Consider the following 21,274-nt stretch of genomic DNA (forward strand, 5'->3'; position numbering starts at 1 on the left):
GTCTTGCATGCGCAGTGTCGGGATCGGGTTACGACTGCGCCGGCAGACGCAGCAACGGTGGCACCGTGTGTTCCAGGCGACGGATCAGTGCAGGGTCCATATAGGCGTAGTCGTCGGGAATGTGCAGGCAAATCAACCGGCAATGGCGCAACTGCGCGGCGAAACGTTTGCGCAACAGCTGCAGGTGCCGGCGCTCCATCACCAGCACCAGCTGCGCTTCATGCAACAGCTCGGGTGTGACCTGCACGTCCGCATCTGCGGCCAGCCCGGCCGATTGCGTTTGCACGCCCGGCCAGTCGGCGAACACGCGTTCGGCGGTGGGGCTGCGCAGGCGGTTGCGGCTGCACACGAACAGCACCCGCAACGGTGCGCCGCCGCGCTGGCTCAGCGGCCTTCGCGCAGGAAGCGCGCCATCGAGGACACACCTGGTAATGCGGGCTCGAACTGGCCGGCTACATCGATGAAGCCGCGCATGATCGCGATCTCGCGCGGGGTGCGATTGAGCGCATCGCGGCGGTCGCTATCGGCGCCGGCACGCAGCAGGCGCTGCACCAGCAATGGCAAGCCATGCAGTGCGGCCAGATGCAACGGACCGAAGCCGCGTTGATCGGCCACATCCAACGAAACGTCTTCGTCGAGCAGGCGTTCGACGCCGGCCAGCACCACTTGCTCGTCGCAGGCGGTGCCCGGTTCGGCGCGCGCGCCCAGCAACAGCAGCAACGGGCTGACCCGGCCACCGGCCAGATACTCGGGGTCGGCGCCGGCCAGCAGCAAGGTGTCCAGCAAGGCCAGCAGGCGGCTCTTGTCGCGCGCGGTGAACCCGTACAGCGCGGCGCAATGCAGCGGCGCCAGGCCTTGATCGTCGTTGGCGTGCACATCGGCCGCCGCAGTGAGCAGGCGCGCCACGATATCCGGCAGGCCCAGCGCGCAGGCCAGCATCAGCACGGTAACGCCGCCGGGCAGGCGATGCTCGATCTGCGCGCCGGCCTGCAGCAACGCGGCCACGATCTCGGTCTGACGCATGCTTACCGCCGCCGACAACGGCGTAGCGCCGCTGTTGGCCGCGCGTTGCGGATCGGCGCCGCGCCCGAGCAGATGCGCCACCACGCCGAGATGGCCGCCACCGGCGGCGCGCAACAGCGCAGTGCAGCCTTGCGCGTCGATCGCATCGACCGGCAGGCCGAGATCGATCAGGCGCCGCACCGCATCGGTGTCGCCGGTCATGGCCGCAGCCGGCACATCGGCTTCGCGCAGCGTGCGGTGCGGCAGCGACCAGATACGCCAGTCGAGCCAATCGGCCAGATCGCGGCGGCCGATCGACAGCGCCACGCCCAGTGGGGTCTGCCCGTCGGCCGCGCGCGCTTCTGGCGAGGCGCCTTGTTTGACCAGCAATTTCAGCGAGGCTTCGCGGCCCAGCGCGGTGGCCAGATGCAGCGCAGTCATGCCGTGGCTGTCGCGTGCCTCGCGGTCCACGCCGTGTTCCAGCAACCACTGCTGCAGGCGCAGCCAGCCCAGCCGCACCGCAAGCGACAACGGCGGGTCGCCGGCCGCCGACGCGGCAAACGGGTCGGCGCCGCGTTCGAGCAATTCCAGCGCGAACTGTTCCAGCCCGCGCGATGCCGCATCGTGCTGCACGCAGGCGCTGAGCAGGCGGGTCAGGCCGCCGGCGCCGGCCGGCGAGACGCCATGGCGCAGCAGCACCTGCAGTGCCGGCACCGCCTCCACACCACGCGAGAGCAGTGCAAACATCGGCACGTCGCCGCAGGCATCGCGCACGTCGGCATCGGCGCCGTGGCGCAGCAGCCAGTCCACGGCCTCGGCGTTCAAGGCCAGATGCGCATCGTGCAACAGGCCGCCGAGTTCTTCCGGGCCGCACAGCCTGGCCAATGCGTCCAGACCATCGCGTTGACCGAACTGCAGGCCTTCGCGCAGCAGCACTAGGGGCGGGCGATCGGGCAGCACCGCAACGCCGGGGGTATCGCCGTGTCCATCGCTGACTGCGGCCGGCAACGGATACGCAGGATCGAGCAATTGCACGATCGCCCAGCGCCCAGCCTCGGCGGCGACATCCACTGCGCGACGGCCGTGCGCATCAGCGCTGTCGGCCGGCACCTGCAGATCGAGCAGGCGCCGGATCAAGGCCGGCGACACGCGGTCGGCGGCGCAGGCCAGCATCACTGCATTGCGGCCGTCACCATCGATGGCCAGCACATCGGCCTTGCGTGCGACCAGCCGTTCCAGCACGCCGCTGCGTGCCTGCCGCGCCGCGTCCAGCCATGGCGTGCGGCCGAGCAGATCGCGCGCTTCCAGATTGGCACCGGCCGACAACAGCGCCTCGACGATATCGCCATGCCCGGCCAACGCGGCTTCGTGCAATGCGCTGCGGCGCTGGCGGTCGCGCGCATCCACGCGCGCCTTGTGCTTGAGCAGCAGTTGCACGCCGGCCGGGTCGTCTTCTTCGGTGCCGGCGGCAGCCAGCAGCACCGGCGCGCCACCTTCCGGTTCCGAATGCGCGCCGCGTTCCAGCAGAAACTTGGCCAGCCGCCAGTTGCCGACCTGGCAGGCCATCGCCAGCGGCGAATGACCTTCGTTGTTGAGCGCGTCAAGCTCGGCGGCGGCATCGCGCAACAGCGCGGCCACGCCCGGGTCGGAACTGCGCACGGCGTGATGCAGCGGCGTGTTGCCGTCGTTGTCGGTGGCGCGCGGGTCGGCGCCGTTGGCCAGCAGCGTCATCACCGCGTCGGGGCGGCCATGCCAGCTGTCGCGCGTGGCGGCCAGCAAGGGCGTCATGCCGCGATGCGGTTGGTTGACATCGACGCGGCGCACGATCAGCTCGCGCAGCAGGCGCAGATCCGGCAATACCGCAGCCAGCGCGGGCAGGCTGCGTTGATCGCGCCATTCCGGCAGCGGCATCGCCTGCGGGTCGGCGCCGGCCTCCAGCAGCTGCAGCGCGCGGTCCACGCGTCCGCTGCGCGCGGCTTCAAAGAGTTCGGGCACCAGCTGATGCTGGGCCACCGGCTCCAACGGGCGCGGTTCGGCAGCGGCTTCGGAGAAGAAATCGGCGGCCTGCCGGGCCACCGGGGTGTCGCTGCGTGCCGGCGCGGCGGTGCGTTGCAACAGCAGATGGGCCGCCGGCAACAGCACGCTGGCGGCGATCGCCAGACTCCAGCGCAGGCTGCTCGACAACCAGCCCGGCCAGGCCAGCGCCACGGCCAGCGTGCACATCGCCAGCACCAGTGCAGCGGCCAGCAGGCCACGCCAGGCATGCAATTCCTGCGTAGCCAGCGCGTGCCACCGCGGCGCCAGGGCGCCGCCATCGCGCTCGACCTCGCCCCACAGCGGCCAGGTCCGCCACAGCCCGAGCAGCGCGGCGCTGACCGCAACGCTCAGCGCCAACGCGGCGGCCAGGCTGCCGCTGTCGCGCAAGGCAGTCAGCGGCCAGGTGATCAAGGCGGCAAGGGCCAACAGACCGACGCCCCAGATCGCCAGCAGCGGCGGCAGCGCCTGCGCGATCGCACGCGGCTGGCTCGGCAATGCGCGCGTGCCACGCGCCCACGACACCGCCAGCGCGAACGCCGGCTGCGCCAGCCACAGCGTCACCGCAGCAACGCTGCCGCCAACGCCGCCCAGCAACGACAACACCACCCCGGCCGCGCCGGCCAGCGCTGCGGCGCGCCACCGCGCGGCACGCGTGGCCTCAGTCATAGTCGCACTCGCCCGCCAGCACCACCGTCTTGGGCAGTTGCAGGTAGAAGCCGTGCTTGCCGAGCGCTTCGCGCACCGTGGTCACGTCGGCTTGCGCCAGGCGGCGCTGCGGCGTCAACGCCACCTCCAGCACAAACGCGAACGGCGCCAGTTGCGCGTGCACGGCGGCGGGAAGACCGGAGAAGTCGTCACGCATGGCGAGATAGACGAAGGTGTCCTGCTTGCGTTGGCTTTTATAGACGTAGGCGTGCATGCGCGCGTGGTCGCGCTCGTTTGAGAAGTGTGTCGCAGGATTGTGTCCCAATTGCGCCCATGGCGAAAGCGCGGCCGTTGCGAAAAATCCCAGCAGCGTCAGCGACATGACCGGCACGTTCAGTTGCGCCATCGACGGGCCGCGGACACACCATCGATATACTGAGCACACTTTTTGCCAGCCAAACCACCGTGAGCCACGCGCAGCATTCGTCCCAGATGGCCCCGGTCGCCGTCACCGCTTTCACCTCCACCACCGCGCTCGGCGCCGGGCTCCACGCCCAGGCCGCCGCCCTGACAGCCCGCCGCAGCGGTATGCGCCGCAACGATTTCGGCCTGCAACCGCTGCCGTGCTGGATCGGCCGCGTCGACGGCGTGGAAGCCGTCGTGTTGCCCGAATCCCTGCAAGGCTGGGACTGCCGCAACAATCGCCTGGCCTGGCTGGCCCTGCAGCAGGACGGCATGGCGGCTGCCGTGCAGGCGGCCGCGCAGCGCTACGGCGCCGAACGCGTGGCAGTGATCATCGGCACCTCCACCTCCAGCATAGGTGCCAGCGAAGAGGCCTATACGCGTCTGGTCGAAGATAGCGAGGGCGCGCGTTTTCCGGATGACTTGAATCGCCCGATCGTGCACACCCCGCATTCGCTGGGCGACTTCGTGCAGCACGCCACCGGCCTGCGCGGCCCCTGTATGACCGTGGCCACCGCCTGTTCGTCCAGCGCCAAGGTGTTCGCCCAGGCCGCGCGTCTGATCGACGCCGGAGTGGTGGACGCAGCCTTGGTCGGCGGTGTGGACACCTTGTGCGGCAGCGTGCTGTTCGGCTTCAACTCGCTGCAGGTGGTGGCGCCGGAGCTGTGCCAACCGTTCGATGCGCGCCGGGTCGGACTGAGCCTGGGCGAGGCCGGCGGCTTTGCCATGCTCGAACGCCCCGCCGCCGCACCGGACGCGACGTTGTGGCTGTACGGCTATGGCGAATCCAGCGATGCGCACCATATGTCCGCCCCGCATCCGCAGGGCCTGGGCGCGCAGCTGGCGATGCGCGGCGCGCTCGAACGCGCCAGCCTGGAACCGGCAGCGGTGGGCTATCTGAATCTGCATGGCACCGCCACGCCGGCCAACGACAGCGTGGAAGCGGCCGCGGTGGCGGCGATCTTCCCCGCCACCTTGCACGCCAGTTCGACCAAGGCCTGGACCGGCCACACCCTGGGCGCGGCCGGCATCGTGGAATCGGTGATCGCGCTGCTGGCCCTGCGCGACGGCATGCTGCCGGGCACGCTCAACAGCGCCGTGCCCGACCCCGCCTGCGGCCCGCAGATCCGTTTCGACAACGCCCATTCCAAGATCGATTACGCCATGAACAACTCCTTCGGTTTTGGCGGCAACAACTGCTCGCTGCTGTTCGGGCGGGCCCGCTGATGCTGGCTGCCACCATCGAAGGCATCGGCTTCTGGACCCAGGGGCTGCCCACCTGGGAGGCCGCCATTGCCCTCGTGCACGGCGGCGCGCTGCAGGAGACCACCGCACGCCCGGCGCCGCAGTTGCTGGCCGCCAACGAGCGCCGCCGCGCACCGGACACGGTGGCGGTCTCGCTGGAAGCCGCACTGGCCGCCTGCACCGCCGCCGGCCGCGATCCGGCCAGCCTGCCGTCGATCTTCACCTCCACCTACGGCGATCTGGCCATCTCCGATTACATGTGCACCACCCTGGCCAGCGACCCATCGGCGATCTCGCCGACCAAGTTCCACAACTCGGTGCACAACGCCGCGGCCGGCTACTGGACCATCGGCGCCGGGGCGATGACCCCGACCACGGCGATCAGCGCCAGCCGGGCCAGCTTCGCCCAGGGCCTGCTGGAAGCGCTGGTACAGCGCGCCGCCGGCATGGACGCGGTGCTGCTGGCCGGCTACGACGCCCGCTCGGTCGGGCCGCTGGGCCGGGTCGCGCCCAGCCAGGGTCTGCTCGGCGGTGCGCTGGTGCTGGGAGCGCCCGGCCAGGCCGGCAAGCTGCAGCTGCGGGCGCGTCTGGACGACGGCACGCCTTCCGCGGGCGAGGGCCCGCTGTCGCGGCATGTCGCCAACAACGCGATGGCGCCGATGCTGCCGCTGTTCGACCTGATCGCCGCCGACGGCGACAGCGTGGCGCTGTACGCCGGCCCGGGCCGGGTGCTGCGCGTGGAGATCCAGCGATGAGCCGGCAGCCATTGAGCCGCGAAGACACCGCGATCCTGGTGCCGGCCTTGAACGAATCGCTGCGCATCCGCGAAGTGGTCAACGATGCGCTCACCTATTGCTCCAACGTGATCGTGATCGATGACGGTTCCGACGATGGCACCGCCGATTGCATCGCCGACCTGCCGATCACCTTGATCCGGCATCCGCAGCGCATGGGCAAGGGCGCCGCGTTGCGTAGCGGTTTTGCGCAAGCCCAGCGCCTGGGCATGCGCGCGGTGATGACCATGGACGGCGATGGGCAGCACAAGGCGGCAGATTTCCCACGTCTGTTGGCCGCGGCCAACCGCCATCCCGGTTGCGTGATCGTCGGCGCACGCATGCGCAAACGCGCCACCCAGCCCACCATCCGCCGCATCGGCAACGATTTCGGCGACTGGGGCATTGCCTGGGCCTGCGGCTTCCAGCTGGTCGATAGCCAGAGCGGCCAGCGCCTGTATCCGGCCTCGGTGTTTACCCTGCCCGACGTGCCCGGCGAAGGCTTCGTATTCGAAGCGCAATTGCTGATTTCCGCCGCACGCCAGGCCGGTGCGCGCGTGGTCGCGGTGCCGATCGAAACCCGTTACGCGGGCACCTCGCCAGGCACGTTTCGCAAGAGCCATTTCCGCCTGGTACGCGATCTGTGGGAAATCACCTCGCATGTGGTCGCCCAAGCCTGGAACTACGGGCATATCTGGCGCGAATACCGCCGCGTGCGCGCCAACCCGGTGCTGATCGACGACGCTGACGGCGAGTTTGCTACTGTTCCATCGGTCACCAAGAGCAAGCACTCCCCATGAATGCACAGCGCGCAGATGTCGTGATCACCGGTGGTGGCCTGGCCGGCCTGAGTCTGGCGCTGCAGTTGCGCCAACGCGATCCCGCGCTGGCAATCACCGTGCTGGAACGGCGCGCCCACCCCGTGCGCGAAGCCGCGTTCAAGGTCGGCGAATCCACGGTGGAAATCGGCGCGCATTATTTCGCCGACGTGCTGGGCCTGCGCGAGCATCTGGAGGCCGAGCAGATCCGCAAGTTCGGCTTCCGCTTTTTCTTTTCCGACAAGCGAGAGGACATCGACCGCTGCACCGAGCTGGGCGTCAGCCAGATCCTGCCGACGCCCTCGTGGCAGATCGACCGCGGCCGCTTCGAGAATTTCCTCGGCGAGCGCGCACGCGCGCAAGGCATCACCTTTGTCGACAGTTGCAGCGTCAAAGGCGTGGACCTGTCAGACGACGACGCCGACCACGCAGTGCGCTACGAACGCGCCGGCGAACCCGGCACGCTGAGCGCACGCTGGGTGGTGGATGCCAGCGGCCGTGCCGGCCTGCTCAAGCGCAAGCTCGGCCTGGCGCAGGACAACGCGCACGACGCCAATGCGGTGTGGTGGCGCGTGGAAGGCCTGATCGACCCCAATGGCTGGTCGCAGGACAGCAGCTGGCTGCAACGCTGCACGCCGCCGGACCGCTGGCGTTCGACCAACCACATGTGCGGGCCGGGCTACTGGTTCTGGCTGATTCCGCTCTCCTCCGGTGCGCATTCGCTGGGCATCGTCTGCGATGCTGCCATGCACCCGCTGGAGACCATGAACACCCACGAGAAGGCGATGACCTGGCTGCGCACGCATCAGCCGCAGGTCGCCGCCACGCTCGACAAGGCCGACTACCGGCTGCAGGACTTCCTGTTCCTGCGCAACTTCTCCTATGGCTGCAAGCAGGTGTTCTCGCCGCAGCGCTGGGCACTGACCGGTGAAGCAGGCTTGTTCCTGGACCCGTTCTATTCGCCCGGCAGCGACTTCATTGCGATCTCCAATACCTACATCTGCGAACTGATCGGCCGCGATCGCGCCGGCAAGTCGCTCAGCCCGTACGCGGAGCTGTACCAGCAACTGTATTTCTCGTTCTACGAAAACACCTTGACCCTGTATCAGGATCAGTACGCGTTGTTCGGCGATGCGCAGGTGATGCCGGTCAAGGTGATCTGGGATTACACCTATTACTGGTCGCTGCTGGCGCCGTTGTTCTGCAGCGGACGCATCGCGCATCTGAGCTTGCTCGCACGCATGAAGACCGATTTCCTGTACGCGCGCGACATCAATCTGGCGATGCAACGCGTGCTGCACGACTGGGGTCAGCACAACAGCGAACAAAGTGTGGCCACCGGCGATGGACGACTGCTGGATCAGTATCTGATCGGTTGGTTCAACGAACTCAATGGCGCCTTGCACGACACGCTGGACGACGACGCCTTCGCCGCACGCATCCACAGCAACATCGGGCGCATGGCGGTACTGGCGCGCGAGATTCTGCTGCAGGCGCGTCAACGCCATCCCACACTGCCGGATCACGGCCTGGATGCATTGACCACCAACGCCATCGGCGAGCCGATCCTCACCGCCGCCTGGTACGCCGACGCAGCGTGAGCCTGCTCGAACGCGCCGGCAACGGCCGTTTTGCTTGATACGCGCGTTCTTGACCTTCGCGTGGTGCACGCGAAGGAGCCGATCAGACCGCACCTCAGTGGATGGCTGCACGGCATGCACTGCTCGCAACCTTGCACACCGACCATCTCGACGGGTCCTTGCCCGCCCACCGTCGCGGGACCTTACGCGGCATGGATGCCGCGTAAGAGCCTACATGGACGTACTTGCGGCGTGTCCCGCGACGGTGGGTGGGCAAGGGCCCTGCAGCAAACTCGAAGAAGTCGAGGGCGCGATGCCCTCACCGCACCAGACAGTTTGCTGATTGCTTTATTGAGCACAGGACACGGGGCCAGCCAGTTTGCGGGATGCTTGTTGAAAACTCCGCACACCGATCAACTCGACTGGTCCTTGCCCGCCCACCGTCGCGGGACCTTACGCGGCATGGATGCCGCGTAAGAGCCTACATGGACGTACTTGCGGCGTGTCCCGCGAGGGTGGGCGGGCAAGGGCCCTGCAACCAGGCCGCAGATCAGCCGCTTTACACCTGACGTATCCGCACCGTTCAATTACCTCTCAAGGCGAACGAGATATTGAACTTCAGCGCAATCTGGATGTTCCAAGCCGAGCGGGTCGAGGGCGCGATGCCCTCACCGCCTGCGGGACACGCCGTGAATCCATCCCTGGAGGCTCGGTGGCGGCATCCATGCCGCCACACGGTCCCGCAGGCGGTAAGGGCATCGCACCTGCCAACTTGGTCGAGTGCTGACGGGAACTACAAGGCAGGCCGCGCCCGCTGGGCGGCGAGCGCAGTCGTTTTGTAGCCGCTCTCAGCCCATCCCGCCATTGATGCCGATGACCTGGCCGTTGATGTAACCGGCCGCTTCCGAACACAGGAATGCGACCAATGCTGCGACTTCGTCGGGCTTGCCGACGCGCCCTGCCGGCACCAGTTGCTTGATCACCTCCGGCGCGAAACTCTCGCCGACCATCTCGCTTTCGATCACACCCGGCGCGACCACGTTGACTGCAATGCCGCGGCTGGCCATTTCGCGCGACAGCGATTTGCTGGCGCCGTGCAGCGCGGCCTTGGCAGCGGCGTAGTTGGTCTGCCCGCGATTGCCCAGCACCGCCGCAACCGATGACACACTGACGATACGGCCCCAGCGCGTGCGCGCCATCGGCAGCAGCAAGGGCTGGGTGACGTTGAAGAACCCGTGCAACGAGACATCGATGACCCGGTGCCATTGCTCGGCGCTCATGCCGGCCATCGGCGCATCGTCGTGGATGCCGGCGTTATTGACCACGATCTGGATCGGGCCGACCTCCAGCAGGCTTGCCAGCGCCGCAGCACTGGCCTGCGCATCGGCTACATCGAACGTCACCGCCTCTGCACTGCCGCCGTCGGCCACGATCGCTGCAACCACTTCATCGGCGCGGGCGATATTGCGATTGGCGTGCACGATCACGTGCCGACCTTGTGCAGCCAGCTGACGGCAGATCGCACCGCCAAGATCGCCGCTGCCGCCGGTGACGAGCGCGCGGCGCTGAGGAACGGATGTGCTCATGGAAGCCTCAATGGAAGCCGCAGAAACGACGGCGGAAAGAGCGTCATCCTAACGACTGGCAGCAAGCGCAGGAATAGATCGCCCGCATTTTGATCGCCCACCTTCCGTAGGAGCGCGCTTGCGCGCGATGAAGCGTTATCGACAACGCCTCATCGCGCGCAAGCGCGCTCCTACGGGGCCTGCGCCGCACCCAGCATCACCGTGGCACGCCCTTCGGCGAGCAACTGGTCCTGATGCATCAAGCGGAAGCTGTATTGCTGGCTGTCCTCTCCCTGCATCAGCACCTGCGCCTCGCAAACGATCGCATCCGGCAGCTTGTCCAGATAGGCCACATGCAATTCCACTGCGCGCAGCGCCACCAACATGCCCGGGCGCACCGGCTTGCCCGATGCGCGACCGAGCAAGCCGCCGTGCACGGCCATGGCTTGCGCGCCGTACTCGCATAGATGCAGCGCGCGCAGGCGGCCGTTAGAACGCAGCGGATGCGTGTCACCACGATGGGCAAGGCTGCGCAACACGATGCGCTGCGCGTCCCACTCCACCACTTCTTCCCACAGGCACATGTTGCCCTGGTGCGGAATCAATGCGGCAATCGCCTCACGTCCTTGCATGCGGTTCTCCGTTCTTTGTGCGTTCCAGCGCCGGCTCGCGCGACACCAGCAAGGCCAGGATGAAATTGAACAACACGCCCAGCGCCACCGTGCTGCCGATCGCACGCAATACCGGAATGCTGGACGCGGCCAAGAGCGCGAATACCAGCAAGGTCATCAGGCTGCACACGATCAGCGCATGCAACGTGCGCAGCTGGTCGGCGTGATCGTCGCCGGCGTGGTCGAAGAACAGCGCGTAATCCAGGCCCAAACCGGCCGCCAGGATCAGCGCAATCAGATGGAACAGATTGAGTTCGACGCCGGTGCCGCGCAGGATCGCCAGGATCAGCACCGTGGTCAGCGCCATCGGCAACAACACCCGCACGATGCGGCGCGGGCTGCGCAGCGCGATGGCCACGGTCACTGCCAACAACACTGCAGCCAGCACCAATGCACCGAGTACACGACCGCGATACGCGGCGACCAGAGATTCGGAAGCATCTTTCAGATCCAGCAACTGCGCGCCGCTACCTCGTACGGCTGCGGCCAACACCGCCGGATCGCGCAAGCCGGTCAACGACACCAGGGCGGTGCTGCGATCGCCACGCCCCAGCAGCAGCCCCCCGACCGAGGTTGCCAGCGGCGAGCCGGCCAGGTCCTTCGGCAACAGCGGGGCGGCCTGCTTGGCAGCGTCCAGATCCTGCAGGAACGGCGCAAACGCATCGCTGCGGAACGGTGTGGCGGCCACCGCACTATCGGTCAATGCGCGCGCTTGCGCGGCATCCGGCAATGCGGCCTGACGCGCACGCTGGGTCTTGGCGCTGGGCAGATAGCGCGCGGCCATGTCGTAGCCGGTCAATGCACCGTTGCGCATCAATGCATCCAGACGTGGGCGCAACTGCTCGCTGGCCTGCAGCGCGGCCTCATCGTTCGCTGCGGGCAGCGCGAGCACGTAACGCACATCGGGGGCACCCAGTTCCTGCCGCAACTGCGTGTCCTGCGCCAATGCCTTGGGCGGCACCGGGGTCAATTTCGACAGATCGTTCTGCCAGAACTGCCCCGGCGCGAACGCGATCACAGCAATGCCGATCACGGCAATCGCCGCAAGACTGATGCGCGGCCGCGGCAGGCGCGCGATGCCACGCCATAGCGCAGCCAGGGCACGCGAATCGGCATAGTCGCGCGGCGCCGGGTCGATCAATGACGGCAGCAGCCAACGTGTGGTGATCGCGGCGGTGGCCAAGCCGGCGATGGTGAACACTGCCAGCTGCCGCAAGCCGTCCACGCCGGAGAACAGGAAGGTCACGTAGGCAATGCAGGTGGAGACCACGCCGGTGGCCAGCGTCGGCCACAGATGGCGCGCGTTGTCGCGCGGATCCAGCCCCGGGCGCTGATGACTGAACAGGTGAATCGGATAATCCTGCACCACGCCGATCAGGGTGAAGCCGAACGCCACGGTGATGCCGTGCACACCATCGAACAGCAACGCCACCGCGCCCAAGCCGGCCAGACCCGCGCTCGCCAATGGCAGCACGCCGAGCACCGGAATCTTCCAGCTGCGATAGGCGACCAGCAGCAACAGCACCAGCCCCACCGTATCCAGCGTGCCGATCCATTGCGCCTCGCCCTGCGTGCGCGCGGTGATTTCCACCGCAAACGCGCCGGGGCCGGTCAAAACGAGTGTTGTTGAGGTGCCCTTGCTGACCTTGGCAAACGCCGCTTGCACCGCGTCGTACGCCAGTTGCTGGCCGGTGGGATCGAAGCCGGCTGCGCGCGTCTGCACGATCAGCAAGGCCGAGGTGCCGGCGCGGTCGAACCACACCTCGTTACGCGTCTGCGGCGCGGCGGCAGGTTGCAGGGTTTCGGCAAGATGCAGGATTTCCAGCGTGGGATCGCGCGGCAGCAACGGCTCCACCATCGCAGCCGCAGGCGAGCCCAGATCCTGCACGCGCGCCTGCAATGCCGCTTGCAAGGTCTGCCCATCCAGCGGGGTTTTATCGAAGCTGTCGCTGAGCAGATAGCGATACGGCAGCAAGCGCTCGGGAATCGCATCCAACCCCGCATTGCCGCCATTGCCGACCAGCTCGAACAGCTCTGGCTGTGCGGCCAAGGCCTGCTGCAGTGCCTGCGACTGCGCGGCCAGCGTGGCCGGGTCGCTGTTGGACAGCGACATCAACAACAGGCGCGAGCCGGGGCCTTCGCCGAGTTCTTCGATCAGCAGTTTCTGCGCGGGCGTGCGCGGGGCGGGCATGAATTTGCGCAAGTCACCGGTGACTTTCAGCGTCTCGCTCAACCAGAAGCCGGCGACTGCCAGCAAGGCCAGCCACAGCAGCGCAAGGCCGATGCGGCGGTTTGCATTTAATTTAAGCGCCATGCGAAAGCCTCACTGCGCCAGCGGAACGTCCACCGGCCGCGCGCGCGGCATCCAGCTTCAGTGACGCTTTCTTTCTGCTGAGGGCGGGCTGCAGTGACGCGTTCTTTCTGTTGAAGGCGTGCAGCACCGGCGCCTCTAATTTGCCGAAGGCAGTCGCTTTTTCCTTGCTAAGCGCGTGTCCCGACTGCGCACGCAACACCCACACGCGATGGCTCACGCGCCCGACCCATGGCACAGCGTGGTCAGCGCCGCCGCATCGGTCACGCTTGCAGCATCACGCGCCGCACCAGCCAGCAGCGTGCGCTGCGCATCGCCCTTGGCCGGCAGGCTCTCGATGCAGCGCAGCTCATCGTTGCGCCCGTACAGACGCAACTCGCGTACCTGCTTTGCCACGGCGGCGTCCTTGGGCTGCAGCGTCAGTTGCCAGGCCTGCGGCTGGCCCTGCCCACTGACGCGGTACTGCTGCTCCAGCAGCGCGCGGTCGCCGGCCAGCAATGCACCGAAGCCGGATTTCAAGCCGGCCAGTTCGGGCACCCGGCTCAGCGAAAAACGCCGTGGCGATTTGCCTTCGCGCTCCAGTACGCCTTCGTCACCACGCAAGGTGGTGGTTTCGCGATATGGCGCGCTGACCTCGCGCACCAAGGTCTGTTCGTCCGGGCGGCGGTAATGGCCCTGCACGCGCAACGGTGTCTTCAGCAGGGCCGAGCCACGCAGTTCGACGAACTCGGTACTGACCGGTGCGGGGCGTGCCAGGCGCTGCAGCACCTGGCCGACGTCCAGCGTCTCAGGCGGTGCGGCGCATAGCGGTGCGGCGCTGAACAGCAGTATCAGCATCCACGGCAGGGTGCGGCACATCGGCATGGTGGGTGTTCCAGAAATCGTAGAAGTTGAACCAGTTGTACGGCGCGTAGCGTGTGTAATGTTCCAGCCTGGCCGCGTAATCACGCATGAGTACCGCCAGCACTGGCGCGCGCTGGCGACGCGGCACATCCAGCCCTTCGCTGAAGGTCTCGAACGCCAGCTCGTAATGATTGCCGCCGCGATACAGGCCGAACGCCAGCACCACCGGCACCTTGAGCGCCGCAGCGATCAGCCACGGCGAAGTCGGGAACATCGCGTTGCGGCCGAGGAACATCGCCGGCAATGCCGGGTCGCCCTCGCGCGGGCGATCGATCAGCAACGCCACCAGCGCGCCGGCATCGGTGGCGTCCTTGATCGCCATGACGATCGAGGTCGCGTCCATGCCGGCGTCGATGATGTTGGCGGCCAGCTGCGGATTCAGCGCGCCCAGCAGGTCGGTCATGGCGCGGTTATGCGCCTTGTCCAGCACCACCTTGACCTGCACGTCGGGGCGCTCGGTGGCCAACACGCGCAGCGCATCGAAGCTACCCAGGTGCGAGCCGAAGATCAGCACGCCGCGGCCGCGATCCATCTGCGTGTGCAGCTGATCCAGCCCCGTGATATCCACCTGGAAGCGCTGCATCTGCCCGCACAGCATGTACACGCGGTCCAGGATGGTCGAAGCAAAGGTATGGATATGCCGCGCCACATCGCGCAGCGTAGCCGGGCGATCGAGCACACGCACCAGATAGGCACGCGAGGCACGGCGCTCGGGCGCACGCACCAGCAGGAAGTACAGCGTGATCGGATACAGCAGCGCGCGTGCCACCGAGCGCCCGGCGTACCGGGCGATGCCGCGGATCAGCCACAACGCAAAACGTCCGCCGCCTTCCGGGCGTTGTTTCCACTGGCTGTTCATGGCGCCGCCTCCGCGACCAGCTCGCCGCTGACCAGCAGGTCGTCGGCGCGCTGCACGCGAAAGCGCCAACGCGGGCCAGCACCGTCCAGTGTCACCGACGCAGTCTGGCCGGGCAGCAACGGCTGCACGAACTTCACCTGCGGCAAGCGCATCGCGGCGCGTGGGCCATGCGCGGCTTCCACCGCCTGCAGCACGTGATCGAGGACGACCACGCCGGGCACCACGGGGCGACCCGGGAAGTGCCCAGGCAGGCAGGGATGATCATGTGGCACGACGAAATTCATAAGCGGGTAACTCAGATCCTGGGTTGAAGCATGGCCGCCACGGCGGCGTGTGCCTGCTCGGTCAATTGCTGGCGGTCCGGCGCATCCGGCCCGGTTACCGGGATCGGGGCGCCGATGCGCACGCGGATGATGCCGGGGCGCACCCTGAACATACCCTCCACCGGCAGCACCTTGCCGCAGCCATCCAGCGCCACCGGCACCACCGGCACACCTGCATCGATAGCGGCCTGCAGTAGCCCGGCCTTGAATGGCAGCAGTGCGCCGCCACGGCTGCGGGTGCCTTCGGGAAACAGACACAACTGTTTGCCCTCGCGCAGCAGCGTGGCCGCCTGACGCCGCACCATCGCCCCGGCACGCCGGCTGTCGCGATCCAGGAACAGCATGCCGGTACCACGCGCGAACCAGTTCACGAACGGCACCTTGAGCATTTCGTCCTTGAGCAGAAACCGCAGCGGCACCGGCAAGGCATAGAACAACGCGCAGATGTCGATGACCGACTGGTGGTTGCTGACGAACAGGTAATTCTTGGACCAGTCCACGCGCTCGCGGCCTTCCACGATCACCTGGGCACCGGCGCCGCGAAACAGCACCGGCGACCACATCCAGCCGCCCATGCGCAGCAATCGATCGGGGTCGCGGGTGATCGCCAGCAACACCAGGCAATACACGATCCCGCCAGCGGTGAAGATCAGCGTAAAGGCCAGCTGCAACAGGTTGAACACGGCCCACGCCAGGCGCGACGGCATCCTTGCCAACGGCATTTTTGTCTTGTCCCTGAAAATGTGCACGTACGTCGCTGCCCCTGGCCACGCACTCAGCGCAGCAGATCGCGCCAGAACTCCGGCCCGAGCCGCGCCATCTGGCGCAAGAAGTCTGGCAGATTACGATAGGGACGCTGTGGAAACCAGCGGCCGCGCAATAGATATTCGCCCACGAAGAACCCGCCAACCACGCCATACGCCAGCAGATTGGCAAACAACGAGGCACGCGCGTCGCTGATCGGCAGCGGCGAGGCGTAGCCCAGTTGCGCCAGCACCCCACTGGGCTCGGCGCACAGGCCCAACACCAGATTCACCAGCGTCAGCGCGCACAGCAGCAGCGCCCAGGCCAGAGTGAGACGACGCGTATAGCGGTACTGCTCGGGCGTGATCGGCATGCCGGCCTGGCGATACAACCCTTCGACAATGCGGCTGATCAACGGCGTGCGCCCGCGGCGCAGGCTGCGGCCGAAGAACCAGGCGATCCAGCCGGTGAACACCACCGGCGGCGCGGCCAGCAGCAGCATCGCGTACGGCGAGTGCCACAAGGCGCTCAGGCCGGCCAGCGTCAGCACCGCCAGCGCCCAGGCCCAGGCCCGGCGCGCGACCATCGGCTCGATCAACACCATCAGCACCAGCAAGGCCCCGGCGATGACCGCCAGGTCCGGGCGATGACTGGCGTTGGCCCAGTGCGCCAACGGCGAGTACGCCACCGCCAGCAGCACGCCCAGCCCCAGCACCCACGGGGGTGCATCGGCAGGCGCTACAGTGGGCAGATCAGACGGTCTTGTTGGTTTCGACATGCGCCGACAATGCGCGCAGCGACGCAAAGATGCGACGGTTCTCGTCGTTGTCAGAGCGCAGCTGGAAGCCATAGCGCTTGCTGATCGCGAGCGCCAGTTCCAGCGCGTCGATCGAATCCAGTCCCAGGCCGGTATTGAACAACGGCGCCTCCGGATCGATGTCGGCGGGTTGGACGTCTTCCAGGTTCAGGCTTTCGACCAGGAGTTCGGCCAGTTCACGTTCGGCAGCGGTTTGCAGGGACATCCAGAAGCTTCCACAGGTGAGGGTCGGGCAACAAATTCGGAAAAATCAATCAAGGCAATCAATTCGAACAACCAGCACAGCCTCGCAAACAACCATCAGGTCGAAGCGGGCAATGCCGTTGGAAACCGCAGTGTACGTTGTCGCAGCTGCCGCTTCCGCGTACCGGCCACGACCATTGAGCGGTCACGCAGTCGGTTGGTTGGTGATCGGTTGAGCGTGGTTCGGCAACCCAGGTGCACCTGTCCGGGCCGCCGGTCAGGCTATCATGACTGCATGACGCTCGCCCGCTGCAGGTTCGTTCCAGGATGACTTCCACCGCTGTTCGCCCCACCCCGACCGCCATGCCGGCAGCCGGGCCGGCCCCCGGACCCGAGTGTCCGGATGTGTTGATCATCGGCGGCGGGCCAGCGGGCTGCGCCGCCGCCATCGTGCTCGCGCAGCAGGGCTGGCAGGTCACCCTGCTGGAGAAGGAGCAGCACCCGCGCTTCCATATCGGCGAATCGCTGCTGCCGATGAACGTACCGATCCTCGAACGGCTGGGCGTACTCGAACAAGTCCGCGACATCGGCGTGCTCAAGCGCGGCGCGGACTTTCCCAACGATGCCGGCGGCTACAACACCTTTCGCTTCTCGCGTGCGCTCGATGCCAAGGCCGATTTCGCCTTCCAGGTGCCGCGTGCGCAGTTCGACCAAGTGTTGTTCGAGCGTGCGCGTGCGGTTGGCGTGGATGCGCGCGAGCAGGTCAAGGTCGAACAGGTCAGCTTCGATGGCGAACAGCCGGTATTGCAGGCACGCGGCGTGGACGGCGAGCAGCAGTTCCGCCCGCGCTATCTGCTCGACGCCAGCGGCCGCGACACCTTTCTGGGCAACCGCTTCAAGCTCAAACGCGCCAATGCCAAGCATCAATCGGCCGCGCTGTTCAGCCATTTCCGCGGCGTGGCGCGCCGGCCGGGCGAGGATGCCGGCAACATCAGCATCTACCGGCATGCGCACGGCTGGATGTGGCTGATCCCGCTGCCGGACGACATCATGAGCGTGGGCGCGGTCTGCTACCCGGAATACATGAAGACCCGCAAGGGCGACAGCGAAGGCTTTTTGATGCGCACGCTGGCGCTCAATGCCGAAGTCACCGCGCGCATGCACGGCGCCGAGCGCGTGGCACCGGTGCACGCCACCGGCAACTACGCCTACGAATGCACGCGCATGGCCGGCCCGCGCTGGCTGATGCTCGGCGATGCCTACACCTTCGTCGACCCGATGTTTTCCTCGGGCGTGTTTCTGGCCATGCACAGCGCCGAGCGCGGCGCGGCGATGGTGGACCAGGCCCTGCGCACGCCGCAGCACGAGGCGAAACTGCAGCGTGCCTTGCAGCGCGAGCTCAAGCGCGGCGTGGATGAGTTCAAGTGGTTCATCTACCGCTTCACCTCGCCGACCATGCGCACCCTGTTCGCGCAACCGCAGAACACCTGGCAGATCGAAGAAGCCGTGGTGGCGATGCTGGCCGGCGACGTGTTCGAGAGCCCCAAGGTCCGCCTGCGTCTGCGTGCGTTCCGCGCCATCTACGCCATCACCACCTTGTCGATGATGCCGCGCGCCTGGCACTCCTGGCGGCAACGCCGGCGTCAGGCCACGCTCGGCTTCGACGGCGACACCTTGCAACGCGATACGCAACAACGAGACACGCAATGACCGCTTCCCAGGCCCAGACCACGCACGCCGTGCGCCATCCCCGCCTGCAGGTCGACTATATCGACCAGACCGACCCGTCTGCCCTGCTCACCGATCCGCAGGTGTTGGCCGTGTTCGGCTTCGGCACTGCGGCGGCGCGTCTGGACGACCCGCGTTACCTGCGCGTGCCGCTGCAGCCGTATCAGGCCAGCGTGCTGGAAGTGTGGCGCAGCGACTCGCCGGTGCGCAGTGGGCGCGACGGCAACATCGCCTGGTCCAGCGACGGGCGCCTGCAGTTCGGCGTGATCGAGATCGACGAGCAGGATGTGGACATCGAAGAAGCCGCCGCCAAGGCATATGCGGAAATCACCGCCTTCGTCACCGGCAGCCAGACTCCACGTTTGCTGCGCATCTGGAATTATCTGGATGCGATCACCCTGGGCAGCGGCGACCGCGAACGCTATCGGCAGTTCTGCATCGGGCGTGCACGCGGCCTGGGCGCGTTCGATACCGCGCAGCTGCCTGCCGCTACTGCGGTGGGCCGTTGCGATGCCGAGCGCATCATCCAGATCTACTGGCTGGCCGCCAGCGACGCCGGCACGCCGCTGGAAAATCCGCGCCAGGTCAGCGCCTACAACTACCCGCGCCAGTACGGCCCGCAGCCGCCGAGTTTTGCGCGCGCCATGCTGCCGCCGGCCGGCAGCGACATGCCGCTGCTGCTGTCAGGCACCGCCGCGGTGGTCGGGCATGCCTCGATGCACACCGGCCAGTTGCTTGCGCAGCTGGAAGAAACCTTCGCCAACTTCGACGCCCTGCTCGGCGCCGCACGCCAGCACGCCCCCGCCCTGCCCGCGCAGTTCGGCACCGGCACGCGTTTGAAGGTCTACGTGCGCGAACACGACGATCTGCCCAAGGTCGCGCAAGCACTGGACGCCCGCTTCGGCGACGCGGTGCCGCGCCTGCTGCTGCACGCGGTGATCTGCCGCGATGAGTTGGCGGTGGAGATCGATGGGGTGCATGGGTGAGTCATTACGGGCATCGGTGCTGATGCCAGATGCAGCGATGCAGCGATGCGCCAGTAACGCTGCGTGTGCGGCCGTCGCTCAGCCGTTGAGCAAGCCTAAAACCACATCGCGCGGCAGCTTGCCGGTTTCGTTGCGTGGCAATGCGGGAAGTTTGCGCAGGCGGCGTGGGAGGAACACCGGGTCGACGCTGATGCGCAGGGCGGCGAGGATCTGCGCTTCGTCCAGGGTTGGGGCGACCACCAGTGCGGCGATGCGGCCGACGGCCTGCCCGGGGTCCGGTGTGAGCTGCACGATGGTGCCGTCGACCACACCGGGAATGGCGAGCAGGCGGCGGGTGAGGTCGGCCAGGGAGGCGCGTTTGCCGGCGATTTCCAGCAGATCGGCCTGACGGCCGCGTACCTGGAAGCGGCCGTCTTCGGCCACGTCCATCATATCGGCCAGCAGCACCGGCGTTGCCAGATGCGGTGCGTGCACCAGTGTGCCGGCGGCCTGTGTTTCCAGGCGTACGCCCGGCAGCGGTGTCCACGCCGCTTCCAGTGCGGTGCGCCGCACGGCGAAGACGCAGGTTTCGGTGGAACCGAACATCTCGCGCACTTCACCGCCAAAGCGTGCTTCGGCCGCAGCGGCGATGTCCTGCGCCAGCGGTGCGGTGGCCGACACGATGCCGGCCAGTGGTGGCAACTGCACGCCCGATTCGACCAGCGCACGCAGGTGCACCGGTGTGGTCACCAACAGGCGCGGCTCGGGAATTTCCGCCAGCGCATGCGCCACGTCATCGGGGAAGAACGGCCGCCCGGCATGCACGGCCAGCGTGGTCACCATCGGCAGCAGCACCGACAATTCCATGCCGTACATATGCTGCGGCGGCACCGTGGCCACCACGTGCGGCACCGCGTCGGTGTGCGCCCACAGGCTCTCCAGCGCGACCAGATCCTGGCGCGTGCTGGTCAAAAAACTGCCCCAGGTCTTGGGATTCGGTTGCGGGCTGCCGGTGCTGCCGGAGGTAAAACCAATCGCCACCAGGGCATCGTCTGCCAGTTGCGGCATCGGGCCATCGGCCTGCGGCAACTCGGCCGGCAATTGCCAGTAGCGCGGCGGTGCCAGCTCCAATGCAAGATCGCCCAGACAATACGCATCGGCGTGGCGCGCCTGCACTTCACCGACCACCGCCGGTGCGCGCGACGACGGCAGCAGCGACACCTGGCCGCGCAGCGCGCAGGCGTAGAAGGCGACCATGAAACGGTAGCGGTCTTCGCACAGATTCACCGCGTGGCGGCCATCCGGCAGCTGCTGCGCCAGGCCGTGCACGTGCGCGATGAAGGTCGCCAGATCCACCGACTGCCCTGCCCGCCAGGCCAACGGCCGGCCGGGCACGCCAACGGCCATCGGGTGGGAGACAACAAAAGCAGGCAGGCTGGACATGTGAACCGACAGTCGCAAAAGCGCGCTAGCTTGGCCGCCACCTGGGCTGCTGGCAAGTCGCAGGGTTTGTGGCTACGCCGCAGTGCCGGATGTTCGCAGCGTCGCCGCTGGCGTGGTGAAGCGCCCTTGGCGTTGTGGCAGCTGCGCATCGCGACGTGGAATGCATTGGAAAGTAATGCGGTGAGATCGGCCAGGTCGCG

The 21,274-nt window shown here is 67.3% G+C and carries 20 protein-coding genes; 6 read left to right on the plus strand and 14 right to left on the minus strand.

Translation table 11 applies throughout. The features are described 5' to 3' along the window. Positions 1–28 precede the first annotated feature (28 nt). Genes AC1PLU_RS21425 through AC1PLU_RS21435 form a run of 3 tightly spaced genes read right to left on the minus strand, consistent with a single transcriptional unit; the run spans position 29 to position 3,958 of the window. Positions 29–358, minus strand: coding sequence for a low molecular weight protein tyrosine phosphatase family protein (locus tag AC1PLU_RS21425; RefSeq protein WP_481108565.1), 330 nt, complete (start codon positions 356–358; stop codon positions 29–31). Positions 359–384: 26 nt separating this feature from the next. Further along, entirely contained in the window at positions 385–3,705 is a 3,321-nt protein-coding gene (locus tag AC1PLU_RS21430; RefSeq protein WP_481107180.1) for an ankyrin repeat domain-containing protein, read from the minus strand. Next, entirely contained in the window at positions 3,698–3,958 is a 261-nt protein-coding gene (locus AC1PLU_RS21435; RefSeq protein ID WP_481108566.1) for a YcgL domain-containing protein, read from the minus strand. Before AC1PLU_RS21435 ends, AC1PLU_RS21430 begins: the two co-directional genes overlap by 8 nt. A 218-nt stretch (positions 3,959–4,176) precedes the next feature. Here AC1PLU_RS21435 and AC1PLU_RS21440 point away from each other — a divergent pair, with 218 nt between their 5' ends. From AC1PLU_RS21440 to AC1PLU_RS21455, 4 genes are read left to right on the plus strand one after another with little or no spacing between them, the layout of a single operon-like run. Beyond that, on the plus strand, positions 4,177–5,373 hold the full coding sequence (locus AC1PLU_RS21440; RefSeq protein ID WP_481107181.1) for a beta-ketoacyl-[acyl-carrier-protein] synthase family protein: 1,197 nt from the start codon (positions 4,177–4,179) through the stop codon (positions 5,371–5,373). Further along, positions 5,373–6,146, plus strand: a complete 774-nt coding sequence (locus AC1PLU_RS21445; protein ID WP_481107182.1) for a beta-ketoacyl synthase chain length factor — start codon at positions 5,373–5,375, stop codon at positions 6,144–6,146. Before AC1PLU_RS21440 ends, AC1PLU_RS21445 begins: the two co-directional genes overlap by 1 nt. Further along, complete coding sequence (locus tag AC1PLU_RS21450) at positions 6,143–6,964, plus strand: glycosyltransferase family 2 protein (RefSeq protein ID WP_481107183.1); 822 nt, start codon at positions 6,143–6,145, stop codon at positions 6,962–6,964. The genes AC1PLU_RS21445 and AC1PLU_RS21450 overlap by 4 nt, the downstream gene beginning before the upstream one ends. Continuing rightward, positions 6,961–8,583 carry an NAD(P)/FAD-dependent oxidoreductase gene (locus AC1PLU_RS21455; RefSeq protein ID WP_481107184.1) on the plus strand — a complete coding sequence of 541 codons (1,623 nt, stop codon included), beginning with the start codon at positions 6,961–6,963 and terminating at the stop codon, positions 8,581–8,583. The genes AC1PLU_RS21450 and AC1PLU_RS21455 overlap by 4 nt, the downstream gene beginning before the upstream one ends. A gap of 827 nt (positions 8,584–9,410) precedes the next feature. Here AC1PLU_RS21455 and fabG read toward each other — a convergent pair. From fabG to xanC, 10 genes are all read right to left on the minus strand, one after another. Beyond that, on the minus strand, positions 9,411–10,148 hold the full coding sequence (gene fabG, locus AC1PLU_RS21460; RefSeq protein WP_481094164.1) for a 3-oxoacyl-ACP reductase FabG: 738 nt from the start codon (positions 10,146–10,148) through the stop codon (positions 9,411–9,413). Between the two features lie 170 nt (positions 10,149–10,318). Then, positions 10,319–10,759, minus strand: a complete 441-nt coding sequence (locus AC1PLU_RS21465) for a hotdog family protein (protein ID WP_481094163.1) — start codon at positions 10,757–10,759, stop codon at positions 10,319–10,321. Continuing rightward, entirely contained in the window at positions 10,746–13,112 is a 2,367-nt protein-coding gene (locus AC1PLU_RS21470; protein ID WP_481107185.1) for an MMPL family transporter, read from the minus strand. Before AC1PLU_RS21470 ends, AC1PLU_RS21465 begins: the two co-directional genes overlap by 14 nt. Further along, a complete protein-coding gene (locus AC1PLU_RS21475; protein WP_481094161.1) occupies positions 13,102–13,329 on the minus strand; it encodes a hypothetical protein in 228 nt (75 codons plus the stop codon). The genes AC1PLU_RS21470 and AC1PLU_RS21475 overlap by 11 nt, the downstream gene beginning before the upstream one ends. Beyond that, positions 13,326–13,973 (minus strand): LolA-related protein, encoded by a 648-nt coding sequence (locus AC1PLU_RS21480; RefSeq protein WP_481094160.1) that lies wholly within the window; start codon positions 13,971–13,973, stop codon positions 13,326–13,328. The genes AC1PLU_RS21475 and AC1PLU_RS21480 overlap by 4 nt, the downstream gene beginning before the upstream one ends. Next, positions 13,897–14,871 (minus strand): LpxL/LpxP family acyltransferase, encoded by a 975-nt coding sequence (locus tag AC1PLU_RS21485; RefSeq protein WP_481094159.1) that lies wholly within the window; start codon positions 14,869–14,871, stop codon positions 13,897–13,899. The genes AC1PLU_RS21480 and AC1PLU_RS21485 overlap by 77 nt, the downstream gene beginning before the upstream one ends. Continuing rightward, positions 14,868–15,095 carry an ApeI family dehydratase gene (locus tag AC1PLU_RS21490; protein WP_225306916.1) on the minus strand — a complete coding sequence of 76 codons (228 nt, stop codon included), beginning with the start codon at positions 15,093–15,095 and terminating at the stop codon, positions 14,868–14,870. The genes AC1PLU_RS21485 and AC1PLU_RS21490 overlap by 4 nt, the downstream gene beginning before the upstream one ends. Positions 15,096–15,166: 71 nt before the next feature. After that, positions 15,167–15,916 (minus strand): lysophospholipid acyltransferase family protein, encoded by a 750-nt coding sequence (locus AC1PLU_RS21495; protein WP_481094158.1) that lies wholly within the window; start codon positions 15,914–15,916, stop codon positions 15,167–15,169. A 53-nt stretch (positions 15,917–15,969) separates the two neighbouring features. Then, positions 15,970–16,653 carry a COG4648 family protein gene (locus AC1PLU_RS21500; protein ID WP_006451936.1) on the minus strand — a complete coding sequence of 228 codons (684 nt, stop codon included), beginning with the start codon at positions 16,651–16,653 and terminating at the stop codon, positions 15,970–15,972. A 37-nt stretch (positions 16,654–16,690) separates the two neighbouring features. Further along, positions 16,691–16,960: a xanthomonadin biosynthesis acyl carrier protein XanC gene (gene xanC, locus AC1PLU_RS21505; protein ID WP_006451937.1), complete on the minus strand. Its 270-nt coding sequence runs from the start codon at positions 16,958–16,960 to the stop codon at positions 16,691–16,693. 341 nt (positions 16,961–17,301) lie between these two features. On the opposite strand from xanC, the gene AC1PLU_RS21510 reads away from it, so the two are divergent. Together AC1PLU_RS21510 and AC1PLU_RS21515 are read left to right on the plus strand one after the other, a co-directional pair. Next, on the plus strand, positions 17,302–18,648 hold the full coding sequence (locus AC1PLU_RS21510; RefSeq protein WP_074056421.1) for an NAD(P)/FAD-dependent oxidoreductase: 1,347 nt from the start codon (positions 17,302–17,304) through the stop codon (positions 18,646–18,648). After that, positions 18,645–19,652, plus strand: coding sequence for a chorismate transformation FkbO/Hyg5 family protein (locus tag AC1PLU_RS21515; RefSeq protein ID WP_481107186.1), 1,008 nt, complete (start codon positions 18,645–18,647; stop codon positions 19,650–19,652). The genes AC1PLU_RS21510 and AC1PLU_RS21515 overlap by 4 nt, the downstream gene beginning before the upstream one ends. Before the next feature lie 78 nt (positions 19,653–19,730). Here the strand turns inward: AC1PLU_RS21515 and AC1PLU_RS21520 are convergent, their stop codons facing one another. Further along, positions 19,731–21,074, minus strand: coding sequence for an AMP-binding protein (locus tag AC1PLU_RS21520; RefSeq protein WP_481107187.1), 1,344 nt, complete (start codon positions 21,072–21,074; stop codon positions 19,731–19,733). Positions 21,075–21,274: the final 200 nt, after the last annotated feature.

Source organism: Xanthomonas sp. NCPPB 2933 (assembly GCF_056725225.1).